Here is a 14,318-nt window from a genome sequence, read left to right on the forward strand (position 1 = left end):
GCGCCCCGAACTGCAGCGCCCGCCTCGGCTCGCCCACTCGGGCACCGTAATCACCCATCGATCCGCCTGCACGGGGTTCGCAGTTGGTTCCCCCCAAAGGGTGTTTCTGAAGTTCAGTCCGTCAGCCCGAGCATCGACCGTAGGCTGTCGCCGGAGAACGAGGAGAAACGATGACTGACGACCGCAAGGCGCTCATTCCGGTATGGACGCTGGCGACCGGCGATGTCCAGGTGCCCGCAGTGGCCGGGGACGGGCCGATGACGGCCGAGCGCCTGACCGAACTGCGCAGTGTGCTGGCCGGCCTGGCCGACGCACCGATCGCCACGCTTGAGGTCCATCCACTGCCCGGCGAGCTCGACCGCCGCCGAGGCATCCCGCTCGACGCCGTGAGTCCCCTCGCGACGCACTTGTCGCAGCTCATCACGCAAACCGCGCGCAACTCGTCCGCGGCTGCAAAGGCGACCGCTTCCGGCGAAGGCCTGTACCGCCTGGTGGTTCCCGCGAAGGTCGCAGCCCAGATGGGTCAGGGTGCGGTCAAGTCGATGGTGGCCAAGGGAACGACCGATGCCCTCCGGAGCCCCCTCGTGAACACCGCAACGGGTCGGATCGTCGGCGGCGCGACGTTCATACCGGTCGGATCAGCGGCTACGGCAGGCGCGGCCGGGGGTGCCGGAGCGACGGCCGGCATCGCGGTCGGCGGCAGCGCGATGCTCACCGTGGCCGCGCCGCTCGTCCTCATGGCCGTGGCGGTGGGGGTGAGCGCGAATGTCGACCGCAAGCGGCAGCAGGCCATCGAGCACATCACCGAGCTGCTGGAGCAACTGCAGGAGCAGAAGCTCGACGAGGAGCACAGCGAACTCGACGGCTGCCGCGACGCCATCGACAAGGCCACGGCCATCCTGCTCGACCAGGGCAAGCTCGGAGCCTCTCTGGGACTGGACTCCGCCGTGCACGCGATCAACACGGCCCTTGGCGCCGCTGACCGCCGTCTCGCCCAGTGGCAGAACGCGCTCGCCAAGCTGCCCGAGGGAAAGCCCGTCGACATCGGCACCCTCACCAAGTCGTTCCCCGGCGTCGACGATCTCGGCGGCACGTTCCGCGCCCACCTCGAACTCGCCTCCCTGGCCATCGCCCTGAAGCGGCGGGTCGTCGTTCTGCAGGCCGTCGAACACGCCCAGAGCGCCCCCGACAACCTCTTCGAGAACTTCGCCCGCGCGCTCAAGGCGGACCAGCAGCGCCTCGATGAGCTGGAGTCGGGGATCGCCGGTGTCCTCATAGGCCTTTCGGTACTGGAGCTGGCACGCCCGAGCGGTCTGCGGCCCGTCTTCACGACCGGTGAGGTGGACCGTCTGATGCGCGCGGCGCACCACATCCGCAGGCTGGGGGACGGAGCCGTGGTCAACAGCCGTCCGACGGACGTGACGATCGAGATCGCGCGCAGCCAGGACGGCTCGGTGGTCGTCTTCCCCGCCCAGCCCGCGTAGAAGGGCGGCAGGGCGCATTCCGCGGGGCCGGGGCCACATCCCGTGACCGGAAAGCAACGTTCCACGATCACCGGCCCGGCTTCGGCTGGACCGGTGATCGTCCTTCCGGAGAGACTTGCCCCGACGATGCCTGGCACGTACGGCACGTACACGCGTGCCGTACGTGCCAGGCCCCGCGCCCGCACATACGCACACCCGGGGGACATGTGCCGCAGCAGCAGTCGATCGCCGGTCGGTACGAGCTCCTCGAACCGCTCGCCAACGGCGGCATGGGGGACGTGTGGCGGGGTTACGACACGGTGCTGGACCGGCCCGTCGCGGTGAAGCGGATCAGGCCGCAGGCCGTCGCCGGGTCCCCGCAGCTGGCGGACGAGTTCGTCAAGCGATTCCGCCGGGAAGCGCGTATCACCGCGCGGATCCAGCATCCCGGTGTGCCGCAGGTGTACGACGCGGTGCTCGACGACAGCTATGAGCGGCTGTTCCTGGTGATGGAGCTGGTGGACGGTGTGCCGCTGTCCGCCTGCGTCCACCCGGAGCGTCCGCTTCCTGTGTGCTGGGCGGTGGCCGTGGCGGCGCAGGTCGCCACCGTGCTGTCGCACGCACACGAGGTGCCGGTGATCCACCGCGACCTGAAGCCGAGCAACATCCTGGTCGCGCGCGACGGAACGGTGAAGGTCCTCGACTTCGGGATCGCCGCCATACTGCGGACCGATGTCACCAAGCTGACCGCCACCGGCAACCCCATCGGCACCTACCAGTACATGGCGCCGGAACAGGTGCGTGGCGGGCGGATCTCGCCGCGGACCGATCTCTACGCACTCGGGTGCGTGCTGCACGAACTGCTCAGCGGCCGTGTGCTGTTCAGCGCGGACAGCGAGTACCTGGTGATGTACCAGCATGTGAACGCGGCTCCCACCCCGCTGCGCGTGCTGCGCCCCGACGTACCGTCGGCCCTGGAGGAGCTCGTCCTCCAGTTGTTGCTCAAGTCGCCGGAGGCCCGGCCGGCCGATGTGCAGGAGGTGTACGAGCGGCTGCGGCCGTTCCTGCCACCCCCGGGTGAAAGCCGCGGGCCGGAGGAGGACGGACCGGCGGGTGTGCCCGACCCGACGGGCATTTTCCGTCACCCGTACGCCCCGCGAGCACGCGTCGGCGCCGGCCGTGCCGCTGCGACGACCATCGACCCGCAGGCGCCCGCCCCCGTCCCCGTGCCGGCGCGGCTGCGCGAGGAGATCGACGAGGCCTACGCCCATTCCGACGCCCTTCTGGAGGAGGAGCGGTTCGCGCAGGCCGCGGAGGTGCTCGGCGAGGTCATCGAACCCGCCGCTCGCGTCCTGGGCGCCGAGAGCAAGCGGGTGTTGGAGCTGCGGAAGAACCGGGCGGCGATCCGACTGCTCGGCGGTGACTACCGGGCGGCGCTGCCCGAGTTCGATGCCCTGGCCGACGCCTACGCCCGCACCGACGGGCCGGCCGGGGCGTCGGCACGCGCCTGTCGTGCCCAGGCCGCCCGCTGCCGTGCGGAACTCGGGCGGGCCACCGACGCGCTCGCCGAACTCCGTGCCTTGCTTGCTGTCGTCCGGTCCGTCGACAGCGACCTGAGCGAGGAGGCGGTCGAGCTGCGCCGTGACATCGGGATGCTGCTGCTCGCTCAGGGGCAGGCCGCCGAGGCGGACCGGATCCTGCGGCCCTTGTACGACGACCTGTGCGTGGTCTTCGGCACCGACGACGAGATGAGCGAAGAGGTCGCCGAGGCGCTGGCCCTGATCAGCCTGGGGCTCGACGGACCGGCCGCCTGACCCTCTCCCCCTGACTCCGCCCGACACCCCCGCCCCTCGCCCCTCGCCCCTCGCCCCTCGCCCGGAAAGTACGCCCATGCCGCGTCTCGCGTTCGACATCGGTTTCTGCGCCCAGCTCGGCAAGCTGCAAGGCAGCGTGAAGCAGGGGGTGTTCGACGCGTGGGAGAAGTTCGAGCGGCTCACCCTGGACCAGTTGTTCAAGGACCCCGGGCTGAAGCTCGAAACGCTGAAGCGGGCGCGGGACCCCCACATCCGGACCATCAGGATCGATCAGGCGACGCGTGGTGTCGTGCTCGCGCCCGACAGCGGGGACACGTACGTGCTGCTGCGCGTGATGCCGCACGACAAGGCGATCGACTGGGCCGTTAAGCAGAGGGCGAGCATCAACACGGTCACCCGCGCTGTCGAGGTGCGGGACATCGCGATGCTCGACGAGCTCACGCCCGCGTACGAACGCATCGCCGCCGCCCCCGAGCGCCGGCTCTTCTCGAAGGTGTCCGACGGGGATCTGGCGGCGCTCGGGATCGACGAGACCACGCTCCGCCAGGCGCGCGCGCTGACCGATGCCGAGCAGTTGGAGGTCTTCGCACCGTACTTCCCCCAGGACCAGCGCGAGGTGCTCGAATATCTCGCCGCCGGGTTCACCGTGGAGGAGGTGTGGCGGGATGTCGTCTCCGTCGCGCTCGCCGCCTCGCCCGGGGACGACGCGCCGGTGGACACGGAGGACTTCGCGACCGCCATCCGCCGTACCCGTACCCGTATCGCGCACGTCACCGGGTCGGAGGAGCTGCGGGACATCCTCGACAAGCCGTTCGCCGCCTGGCGGGTCTTCCTGCACCCGTCGCAGCACAAGGTCGCCTACCGGGCCTCGTACTCCGGCCCCGCCCAGGTCACCGGGGGCCCGGGCACCGGCAAGACCGTCGTCGCGCTGCACCGTGTACGCCACCTGCTGAGGTACCTGAGGGACGGGGAGCGCATCCTCCTCACCACGTACACCAACGCACTGGTGGCTTCCCTGCGGACGGGGCTGGCCTCCCTCGTCGAGGACGAGGCGCTGCGGGACCGGGTCGACATCATGACCGTCGACGCGTTCGCGGGGCGGGTCCTGTCCACCTCACGCCGGCCCCTGCGCGGGGGCGAGGAGGAGGCCAGGTGGACCCGGGCGGCGAACGCGACCGGGTTCACGGGCAGCGCGCAGTTCCTCGGCCAGGAGTACCGGCACGTGGTCCTGGCGCAGAATCTGCGGACCGAGCAGGAGTACGTGGCCTGCGACCGTCCGGGCCGCGGGAGAAGGCTTCCCACGTCGGCCCGTCCGCTGGTGTGGCGCACGGTGGAGGAGTTCACCGGGCGGCTCGCCTCCGACGGGTTGCGCACCTACCTGGGGACGTGTGCGGAGGCCGCCGATCTGCTGGCGGCGGAGGGACCCCGATACCGGCACGTGGTGATCGACGAGGCGCAGGACCTGCACCCCGCCCAGTGGCGGCTGCTGCGGGCGGCGGCCCCGCAGCGCCCGGACGACCTGTTCATCGCCGGGGACCCGCACCAGCGGATCTACGACTCGAAGGTCTCGCTGAAGGCGGTCGGGATCAAGGTCGCGGGCCGGTCCGCGAAGATGCGCAAGAACTACCGCTCCACTCACGAGATCCTGAGCTGGTCCACCGCCCTCCTCGTCGGCCGCCCCTTCGAGCAGCTGGAGGACGGCGCCGGCAACGAGACGTTGCTCGGCTACCGCTCGGCCCTGCACGGCAACGGGCCGGAGGTGCACGCCGCGGACTCGGAGGAGGCCGAGTTCGACGCCCTTCTGTCGCGGGTGCGCGGCTGGATCGACAGCGGGATCGCTCCGGGGGACATCGGCGTGACCGCCCGGTTCAACAAGAACTGCGACCAGGCCGTGGACCGGCTCCGGGCGGCGGGGATCCTCGCGACGAGGCTTCGGGGCGACGTCGCTTCCTCGCCGGACGCCGTGCAGGTGGGCACGATGCACGCGTTCAAGGGGCTGGAGTTCCGCTGCGTCGCGGTCCTCGGGGTGCGTGAGGGCGCGCTTCCGTATCCCCGGGCGCTGACACCGGTCGAGGTGGACCACGTACAGCACGCCTCGGACCTGATGGCGGAGCGCTGTCTCCTGTTCGTCGCGTGCACGCGGGCGCGCGACGGGCTGTACGTGTCGTGGTCGGGCGCGCCGAGTACGTTCCTGGTGGAGGCGGGGCTGGCGCGGTATTAGCACAAGTCCGTAAGTCCTCGTTATCGGCCATCACCATTGGGTGAGGTCGTGAACCGTCGTACAGTAAGGGTCTTGGGAGCCGGAACGGCCTTCTCCGAGTCCGTCCGACAGAAGGGAGGGCAGCGTAGCCATCAGCGCCGTGTGGCCACCGGCAACGCGCCCGTTGCCGTCCTGCAGCGTGACGTCAAGGCCTACCCTGCCCTCCAGAGTCGGCCCGTCCACATACAGTCTCGCAACACTGCGGTCCAGCAGGAGAAAACCGCTCATCTGCACCCTCTCCTCGTATTCCTCAACCAGTGGCCGGAATACAGAGGCCGCTGAGTGGAGCGCATCCGTCAGGTCGAAGACCGGTGCGGTCAGAAACCTGAGAACTTCGCCACGCAGGTCAACAACCGGTACGCCCAGCGGATCTCGCGTCCCTGATTGGTTGCGCCCAGCGTCACCGAGGGCAGAGCGTACAGCGGCGATGAGGTCGGACCAGGAGATGTTGTCGCCGCTCTCGATCAGTGGCAGGTCGTACGCCACGGAGGAATCAAAGTCTCGGCCGTCCCACATGACGACCCGGGTGACATCGCATCGCTCCGGTGGCTGAAGGACACCGCGAACTACCTGACAGGTGTCTCCGGCGAGCGGCACCGAAACGAAGCGCAGCAGCTGCCACATCAAGGTGCGATGCAGCTCTGTCAACGCCTCCCCGCTCCATGCTCCGTAGTCACGTGAAAATGTCATGCCGAGTTCACCTTTTCAGGGCATCGGTTCGTCCCTACACAGAAAGCCGTAATAACACCAATCTTGTCACTCTTGCCGGGAAGTCGGTATCTGCCGTCTTCCGTCTGCCAGTTGTACTCAGCGATGATGCGGATGCTCGCCAGCTTCTTAGGGAATCCCAGACCATCCCTCGCCACAAGCGCACCGTTGCAAACGAGCCGATGAGGGCGGTCTTTCTCACGGTCGGGCTTGGACGTACCCGAGATTATCTTCTTGATAAGGAACACGATGGCCTCCTGATGACCTGTTCTGCCCTGCGTGAGGCATCGCTCAGAGTAGGCACATGGTTGAAATACATGCTGGCACTCGCCGAGCAGTTACCACCGGGGGACGTACCCATACCCAATTAGCCCACCCGATCGAGTGGCGCAGAGCGTGAGGGTGGCAGGTCCCGGAAATGGTCTGGACGTGCGACTCGAGTTTTGCTGCATACGCCTCGGCCTTAAGCCGGGCCTCACGGGCAAAAGGCCACCGGTGGACAACCTGATCGTGTACGTGAAGCGGAAATACCACGAGCTCCGAACTGCACCCCCGTGTTCGCGTGGCACAAGTTGAGGTGAGGGGCTATTCCTCAAGACTTCGCCACGTGCAAGGTCGAAACCCGCTCGTCCCCCCGGCGGCTGGCGGGCCGTCAGGCATCGTTACGGAAAACAAGCAGGTAGCGCCAGAAGAGGAGTCTGCGGATGCTGCACCCGGGCAGCAACGCCGCCGCTTCCCGGCGGATCTCGGCCAGGGGCATGGCCGGCTGCCGCACCGGCGCACTCACCCCCTCCCGGTGACTCGCGGCGGGGCGAAACCGGTCTCTCGCACCGATCGCCAGCCTGGCGGCGGCGTTGGCCGGCACGGCTGCCAGGCTCCAGGCCCAGTCGAGGCGGGTCCGTTCCGGGTAGCACCCCAGGATCACCAGGACGCCGCCTGGCGCGAGCGCGTCACGCAATGCGGCGACGGTTGCGAACGGCATGTGGTGGATGCTCGCGAGGCACGAGATGAAGCCGTAGTGCCCCTGGGGAAGGGCGAGTTCGGTCACATCCGCGTGCCGGAAACGCGGACTCCGGTCGTCGGCCGCCCCGCCGGAGAGGGCGCGGGCCTCCGCGATGGCCTCCTCCGACGGGTCGACCGCGTCGACGTCCATGCCCAGGCGGGCGAGCCGCCGCGCGAACCGACCGGTCCCGCACCCCACATCCAGTGCCACCCCGCAGTCGCGCGGTACTTGGCGCAGCAGCAAGCGGTGGTAGTGGTCATTGTGATCGAAGGGCATGGCCCCGACCCTGCCACAGCGCCCGCACGCGCGGGATCGCGCTCAAGCGTTCCGTCAGATGCGCTGCGCGAAGCGCCGGTCCACGTGGACCCGGGCGAACTCGCTTCTCAGCCGTCGTTCGTCCGCGAGCGGGGCGTGCCCGAAGATCACGATGGGGTGGATCCCGGGCCGCCGTTCCTTGATGGCACGGGTGGGCTCGGACGGGTCGGAGTAGTGGTTGGCGTAGACGTGCAGGTAGTGGTCGCTCTCGTCGAAGCCCATCGCGTGGTACCAGGCCAGCGTGTCCACGTCGTCCCGTGTCCAGGCGTCCAGCGTGGTCGCTCCGGCCGAGCGGGCCCAGTCGCGGGTCCGGTCCAGCAGTTGCCGTCCCAGGCCGCGGCGCCGGTGGTCGGGGTGGACCGCGACGGTGTCGATGGTCGCCGCGTCGCCCTCGATGCCGGTGTCCATGAGGGCCGCCACCGAGCCGGTCGCGTCGACCACGACGAGTTCCAGGCCGGGCGCCGCGACGACCGGCTTGGCGGGGACGACGGAGTCGTAGAAAGCCGTGTCCAGGAAGGCGAGAACCCGGCAGCGCAGCCAGGAGGTCTCGTCAGCCGGTGTGTACGCGCGAAGTGTGTAGGTCAAGATCGTGATCCTCTGCAGGCGTGAAGGTGTGCGGTCGGCGGTTGCAGAGTGTGGTGATCACAGCGGGATCATCGTCCCGGGGCCCGGTATCGGCAAGTGGATTTCCGGGCCGGACCGAGGAACGGCGCGGATGCGCGGCCCTCAGCCCCGCCCCTTCGCCAACCGCTGCCGTCGCGCCTCGTACAGGACGATCGACGCCGCGTTCGACGCGTTGAGGGAGCTCGCCGAGCCTGTCATCGGGATGCTGATGACGTGGTCGCAGCGGTCGCGCCAGGCGTTGCTCAGGCCCGCCGTCTCGTTGCCGATGAGCAGCAGGACGGGCTGGGTGAGGTCGAATTCCGAGGCGTCGCACTCGCCGTCCTCGTCGGTGCCGACGACGAGCACCGGGCGGCCCCGGTCGCGCTCCGCGTCCAGCCACTGGGCGACCTCGTGGTGGGAGGGGGTGCGGACCACGGGGAGGGCGAAGAAGGAGCCCGTCGTCGCGCGGACCGCCTTCGGGTCGTACGGGTCCGCCGCGTGGCCCGTCACGATGAGGCCGCGCGCGCCGAGGGCGTCGGCGGAGCGGACGATGCTGCCGATGTTGCCGGGCTGCGTCGGGCGGTCGAAGACGAGGCCGAGGAAGTCGTCGTCGACCGGGATGCGGGTCAGGTCGTCGGGGGCCATCTCGACCACGGCCAGCACCTCCGGGGCGCCCTCCGCCCTCTCGCTGAGCTCCGCGAGGAGTTCCGGGGCCATGGCGACGCGTTCGGTGGTGATGCCGCGCACCAGTTCCTCGGCCCAGCGGGAGAGGGGGCGGCTCGCGTCGTACAGGAGGGAGCGGATCGTCCAGCCGTGTTCGACGGCCATGGTGATCGGCCGGACGCCCTGGACGATGAACTCGCGGGCGCGCCCGCGCTTGGTCCGGTTGGTGAGCAGCGTCTGGAACTGCTGAAAGCGGGCGTTGCGGGTCGAGATCCGCTGCACAGCCACCGGTCGGTCCTCCAAGGGGTGATCGCTTCTCCGGTGGCGGCACGGTCCGCCCCGGGAAACCAGAAATTCCCACGGTTCGCGATGAACCGTGGGAACTGGATGAGTGTCCGAGGGGGGACTTGAACCCCCACGCCCGATAAAGGGCACTAGCACCTCAAGCTAGCGCGTCTGCCATTCCGCCACCCGGACCAGGTGATCCGCCCCGGTCTCCCGCGGCGACAAAGAAAACAATACCAGGGGTTCGGGGTGCCTCTCACCTGCGTATCCGGCGACCGGCCGGTGGACATTGCGCTGGTCAGTGCGGTGCGGGGGCCGTCGGGGCGCTTTTCGGGCCGGGGGCGCGCACCTCGCGTACGGACCGTCGCCGCGCACGTACGGAACGTGGAGCCGGAGGGTCGGCGGCCCGGTCCACCGGCGGGTGGGCGGGGCGGGTTACTTTCGCTCGCATGAGTGATCGCGGCTACCGTCCTCCCCGCGCGCTGTCCCCTCTGCGCGAGCATCTGCGCGAGACCTTCTGGTTCGCCCCGGCCCTGACGCTCGTCGTCGCGTTCGTGCTCTGGTTCGCCGCGGCGGCGGTGGACGAGCGGCTCGTCTCGTATCTGCGCGAGGAGCAGGCGTACGACGAGATCCAGGACCTGGTGTCGGTCGCCGAGGACACCAAGCAGATCGTCGTCACGGTCAGCTCGGCGATGATGACCTTCATCGGTGTGGTCTTCAGCATCTCGCTGGTCGCGGTGCAGATGGCGAGCGGGCAGCTCACGCCCCGGGTGGTGCGGATCTTCGTACGCAGCCGGATCAGCAAGCTCACCCTGTCGGTGTTCCTCGCGACGTTCGTGTTCTCGCTGCTGGTCCTCAGCTCGTACGAGAGCGAGACCGATCCGCGCCGGGTCACCTCGCTGCCGTTCGTGCAGAGCGTGCTGACCGCCGCGCTCGTCGGGCTCAGCCTGCTGCTCTTCATCGCCTACGTGAGTGCCACGCTGCGCCTGATGCAGATCGGGCCCGTCCTCGATCACATCACCCGGGACACGTTCAAGGTGCTGGGCCGGATGCCCGCCGGCCGGCCGGGCGAGGAGCCGCTGCCCGCCGAGACCGGGCAGATCCTGTACGAGGGGCGGGCCGGGGTGCTCCGCGACGTCAACGTCGCACGGCTCGTCCGGGCCGCCCGGCGCCAGGGCGTCGTGCTCCGGCTGATCCCCCGGCTCGGGGACTTCGTGGTGCCGGGGACGCCGGTGCTCGCCGTGCACGGCGGGACGGCGCCGGCCCGGCACGCCCTGCGGTACACGGTCTCCGTGGGCGTCGAGCGCACCCTGCACCAGGACCTGGCGTTCGGGCTGCGCCAGTTGTCGGACATCGCGCTGCGGGCGCTGTCCCCGGCGGTGAACGACCCGACGACCGCCGTGCAGTGCCTGGACCGGATCGTGCAGTTCCTCGCGGCCACCGTGCGGCTGCCACTGGGCACGGTGCACCACCGGGACCGCGGGGGCGCGGTACGGCTGGTGCAGGACGTGCCGGGGTGGGAGGACCTGGTGGACCTCGGCTTCGAGGAGGTGCGCCGGTGTGCGGCGACCGCTCCGCAGGTGACGCGGCGGCTGCTGGCCGGGATCGACGACCTGGTGCCGCTGGCCGGGCCGGACCGGCGAGGGCCGCTGGCCCGGCACCGTGCGCTGCTGGTGCAAGCGGTGGAGCACGCGGTGCCGGAGGCCGCCGAACGGGAGTTCTCGCTGCTGCCGGACCGGCAGGGCATCGGCTGAGGGGGCCGTAAGAACGCGGCGGGGGGCGGGGAGCGGACCCCGGTGGAACCGGGCCCCGGTGGAACCGGACCCCGGTGGGTCCGGGCCCCGGTGGGTCCGGGCCCCGGTCCGCCGGCTCCCCCGCCCCCTCAGTCCTTGCCGCCGAACGCCGCGTCGAACGACGCGCTCGGCGGGTCGAAGTCGTACCGCTTCAGGGATGCCAGCGCCTCCGGGGCGCCGGCCAGCCGGTCCATGCCGGCGTCCTCCCACTCCACCGAGACGGGGCCCTCGTAGCCGATGGACCGCAGCATCCGGAACACGTCCTCCCAGGGCACGTCCCCGTGGCCGGCCGAGACGAAGTCCCAGCCCCGGCGCGGGTCGCCCCACGGCAGGTGGGAGCCGAGGCGGCCGTTGCGGCCGTCGAGGCGCTTGCGGGCCTCCTTGCAGTCGACGTGGTAGATCCGGTCCCGGAAGTCGTACAGGAAGCCGACCGGGTCCAGGTCCTGCCAGACGAAGTGGCTCGGGTCGAAGTTCAGCCCGAAGGCCGGCCGGTGGCCGACGGCCTCCAGTGCGCGGTGCGTGGTCCAGTAGTCGTACGCGATCTCGCTGGGGTGCACCTCGTGGGCGAAGCGCACCCCCTCCGCGTCGAAGACGTCGAGGACGGGGTTCCAGCGCTCGGCGAAGTCCTCGTAACCGCGCTCGATCATGTGCGGCGGGACCGGCGGGAACATCGCGACCAGGTGCCAGATCGAGGAGCCGGTGAAGCCGATGACGGTGTCCACGCCGAACGCGGCGGCGGCCCGCGCGGTGTCGGCCATCTCGGCGGCGGCCCGCCGGCGTACTCCTTCCGGCTCGCCGTCGCCCCAGATGCGGGCGGGCAGGATGCCCTGGTGGCGTTCGTCGATGGGGTGGTCGCAGACGGCCTGGCCGACCAGGTGGTTGGAGACCGCCCAGCACTTCAGGCCGTACTTGTCGAGCAGTTGCCGGCGGCCGTCCAGATAGGCGGGATCGGCGAGGGCCTTGTCGACCTCGAAGTGGTCGCCCCAGCAGGCGAGTTCGAGGCCGTCGTAGCCGAAGTCACGGGCATACCGACAGACCTCCTCCAGGGGGAGGTCGGCCCACTGGCCGGTGAAGAGGGTGAAGGGACGGGGCATGCGCGGGACCTCCTAGAGCGGGACGGGGGTGAGGACGGAGTTCTTCGCGGCGCTCTCCTCCACCGCCGCCAGCACCCGCTGCACCTGGAGGCCGTCCGCGAACGACGGTGCGAGCGGGGTTCCTTCGGCGATGGCGCACACCACGTCGCGGGCCTGGTGGACGAAGGTGTGCTCGTAGCCGAGGGTGTGGCCCGGCGGCCACCACGCCTCCAGGTAGGGGTGTTCGGGCTCGGTGACGAGGACGCGCCGGAAGCCGGCCGTGGCGGCGGGTTCGGTGTGGTCGTGGAAGGACAGTTCGTTGAGCCGCTCCAGGTCGAAGGCGAGCGAGCCGCGCTCGCCGTTGATCTCGAGGCGCAGGGCGTTCTTGCGGCCGGCCGCCATCCGGGTCACCTCGAAGGACGCCAGGGCGCCGGAGGCGAGCCGCCCGGTGAACACGGCCGCGTCGTCCACCGTCACCGGGCCCGTTCCCCCGGCCGCCGCCCCGCCGCCGAGGCCCCCGGCCGGTCCGGCGGGCAGCGGGCGTTCCCGTACGAATGTCTCGCTCAGCGCCGACACCGCGACCAGCGGCTCCCCCGCCAGGTACTGCGCGAGGTCCACCACGTGCGCCCCGAGGTCGCCGAGCGCGCCGGAACCCGCGCGCTCCTTGTCCAGCCGCCAGGTGAGCGGGGAGGCGGGGTCGGTGAGCCAGTCCTGGAGGTAGACGGCGCGCACATGGCGCAGGGCGCCGAGACGGCCCTCGGCGATGAGCCGGCGGGCGTGGGCCAGGGCGGGCACCCTGCGGTAGTTGAAGCCGACGAAGGCCGCGCGGCCCCGGGCGGCGGCGCGCCCGGCCGCCGCCGTCATGGCCTCCGCCTCGGCGACGGTGTTGGCGAGCGGCTTCTCGCACAGCACGTGCTTGCCGGCCTCCAGGGCCGCGACGGCGATCTCCGCGTGGCTGTCGCCGGGGGTGCAGATGTCGACGAGCTGCACGTCGTCGCGGGCGATCAGGGCGCGCCAGTCGGTCTCGGCGGCGGCCCAGCCGTGCCGGCCGGCCGCGGCCTCGACCGCCGTGCGGTCGCGTCCGCAGATCGCGGCGAGGACCGGCCGCATCGGCAGGTCGAAGACGTGTCCGGCGGTGCGCCACCCCTGTGAGTGGGCGGCGCCCATGAACGCGTATCCGACCATGCCGATCCCGAGCGTCGGCGGCGCGGCCGTCTCCTGCTGCGTCTGATCCCTCTGGGCCATCCGGGCTACCTCCTCGTCAGTGGTTCGGCGGGTGCGGTGGCGGGGCCGCTCACTTGAAGCCCGTCGGCAGGTACTGGTCGACGTTGTCCTTGGTGACGACGGCGGAGTAGAGGGTGAGGCTGGTCGGGATCTCCAGTTCGGCGAGTCCGGCCACCCCCTTGGCCTGCCCGAGGGCGCGGGCCAGGTCGATGGCCGAGGCCGCCATGGTCGGCGGGTAGAGGACGGTGGCCTTCAGGACGCTGTTGTCCGCCTTGATGGCGTCCATGGCGGTCTTGGCGCCGGCGCCGCCGACCATCAGGAACTCGTCGCGCCCGGCCTGCTCGATGGCGCGGAGCGCGCCGACCCCCTGGTCGTCGTCGTGGTTCCACAGGGCGTCGAACTTCTTCTGCGCCTGGAGGAGCTGGGCCATCTTCGCCTGGCCCGACTCCACGGTGAAGTCGGCCGCCTGACGGGCCACCAGCTCGATGTTGGAGTAGTTCTTCAGCGCGTCGGCGAAGCCCTGGCTGCGCTGCTTGGTGAGTTCCAGGTTGTCGATGCCGGCGAGCTCGACGACCTTGGCGTCCTTCTTGCCCTTGAGCTGTTCGCCGATGTAGGTGCCGGCGTTGAGGCCCATGCCGTAGTTGTCGCCGCCGACCCAGCAGCGGTACGCCTGCGGGGAGGCGAAGATCCGGTCCAGGTTGATGACGGGGATGCCCGCCCGCATGGCCTCCAGGCCGACCTGGGTGAGGGCCTTCCCGTCGGCCGGCAGGATCACCAGGACGTCGACCTTCTTGTTGATGAGGGTCTTGACCTGGCCGATCTGGGCGGCGGTGTCGTTGGAGCCCTCGGTGGTCTCCAGGGTCACCTCGGAGTACTTCTTCGCCCGGGACCTGGCGTTCTCGTTGATGGCGTTGAGCCAGCCGTGGTCGGCCTGCGGTCCGGCGAAGCCGATGGTGACGGGCTTGCCCGGCTTGTCATCGGCGGCGGGCGCCCCGCTCTGGGCGGGGGCGTCCTTCTCCTTGGGCTCGTTGCTGGTGCAGGCGGTCAGGAAGGCGCCGGCGGAGACGGCGGCGGTGCCGAAAAGGAGCCCTCTGCGACTGGTTTGTGGCATGGC

General features: G+C 70.4%; 12 protein-coding genes and 1 tRNA gene. 4 read left to right on the top strand and 9 right to left on the bottom strand.

From position 1 onward, the window contains the following. Positions 1-170 precede the first annotated feature (170 nt). The 3 genes from ABZ564_RS06895 (at position 171) to ABZ564_RS06905 (ending at position 5,498) form a co-directional block, all read left to right on the top strand. Positions 171-1,484, top strand: coding sequence for a hypothetical protein (locus tag ABZ564_RS06895; protein ID WP_360850654.1), 1,314 nt, complete (start codon positions 171-173; stop codon positions 1,482-1,484). 206 nt (positions 1,485-1,690) lie between these two features. Next, the gene (locus ABZ564_RS06900; RefSeq protein ID WP_360850657.1) at positions 1,691-3,277 is read left to right on the top strand and encodes a protein kinase; all 1,587 of its coding nucleotides are present in this window, start codon (positions 1,691-1,693) and stop codon (positions 3,275-3,277) included. Positions 3,278-3,353: 76 nt separating this feature from the next. Continuing rightward, positions 3,354-5,498, top strand: a complete 2,145-nt coding sequence (locus ABZ564_RS06905; RefSeq protein WP_360850660.1) for a UvrD-helicase domain-containing protein — start codon at positions 3,354-3,356, stop codon at positions 5,496-5,498. 30 nt (positions 5,499-5,528) lie between these two features. Here ABZ564_RS06905 and ABZ564_RS06910 read toward each other — a convergent pair whose 3' ends face one another. The 6 genes from ABZ564_RS06910 to ABZ564_RS06935 form a co-directional block, all read right to left on the bottom strand. Next, positions 5,529-6,227: a hypothetical protein gene (locus ABZ564_RS06910; RefSeq protein ID WP_360850663.1), complete on the bottom strand. Its 699-nt coding sequence runs from the start codon at positions 6,225-6,227 to the stop codon at positions 5,529-5,531. Next, a complete protein-coding gene (locus tag ABZ564_RS06915) occupies positions 6,224-6,493 on the bottom strand; it encodes a hypothetical protein (protein ID WP_360850666.1) in 270 nt (89 codons plus the stop codon). The genes ABZ564_RS06910 and ABZ564_RS06915 overlap by 4 nt, the downstream gene beginning before the upstream one ends. Positions 6,494-6,897: 404 nt before the next feature. Next, entirely contained in the window at positions 6,898-7,524 is a 627-nt protein-coding gene (locus tag ABZ564_RS06920; RefSeq protein ID WP_360850669.1) for a class I SAM-dependent methyltransferase, read from the bottom strand. A gap of 54 nt (positions 7,525-7,578) precedes the next feature. Next, entirely contained in the window at positions 7,579-8,148 is a 570-nt protein-coding gene (locus ABZ564_RS06925) for a GNAT family N-acetyltransferase (protein ID WP_360850672.1), read from the bottom strand. 141 nt (positions 8,149-8,289) lie between these two features. Beyond that, positions 8,290-9,111 (bottom strand): RNA methyltransferase, encoded by an 822-nt coding sequence (locus ABZ564_RS06930; RefSeq protein ID WP_360850871.1) that lies wholly within the window; start codon positions 9,109-9,111, stop codon positions 8,290-8,292. Positions 9,112-9,221: 110 nt separating this feature from the next. After that, a tRNA-Leu gene (locus ABZ564_RS06935) sits at positions 9,222-9,306 on the bottom strand. Between the two features lie 257 nt (positions 9,307-9,563). Here ABZ564_RS06935 and ABZ564_RS06940 point away from each other — a divergent pair. Continuing rightward, the gene (locus ABZ564_RS06940) at positions 9,564-10,868 is read left to right on the top strand and encodes a DUF2254 domain-containing protein (RefSeq protein ID WP_360850675.1); all 1,305 of its coding nucleotides are present in this window, start codon (positions 9,564-9,566) and stop codon (positions 10,866-10,868) included. Positions 10,869-10,996: 128 nt separating this feature from the next. On the opposite strand, the gene ABZ564_RS06945 is transcribed toward ABZ564_RS06940, so the two are convergent. The 3 genes from ABZ564_RS06945 to ABZ564_RS06955 are packed head-to-tail and all read right to left on the bottom strand — an operon-like array spanning position 10,997 to position 14,315. Continuing rightward, entirely contained in the window at positions 10,997-12,001 is a 1,005-nt protein-coding gene (locus tag ABZ564_RS06945) for a sugar phosphate isomerase/epimerase family protein (protein ID WP_360850679.1), read from the bottom strand. 12 nt (positions 12,002-12,013) lie between these two features. Continuing rightward, complete coding sequence (locus ABZ564_RS06950) at positions 12,014-13,225, bottom strand: Gfo/Idh/MocA family oxidoreductase (protein WP_360850682.1); 1,212 nt, start codon at positions 13,223-13,225, stop codon at positions 12,014-12,016. A 49-nt stretch (positions 13,226-13,274) separates the two neighbouring features. Then, entirely contained in the window at positions 13,275-14,315 is a 1,041-nt protein-coding gene (locus tag ABZ564_RS06955) for a substrate-binding domain-containing protein (protein ID WP_360850686.1), read from the bottom strand. Positions 14,316-14,318 lie beyond the last annotated feature (3 nt).

The organism is Streptomyces sp. NPDC019224 (genome assembly GCF_040632605.1).
Classification (GTDB): Bacteria; Actinomycetota; Actinomycetes; order Streptomycetales; family Streptomycetaceae; genus Streptomyces.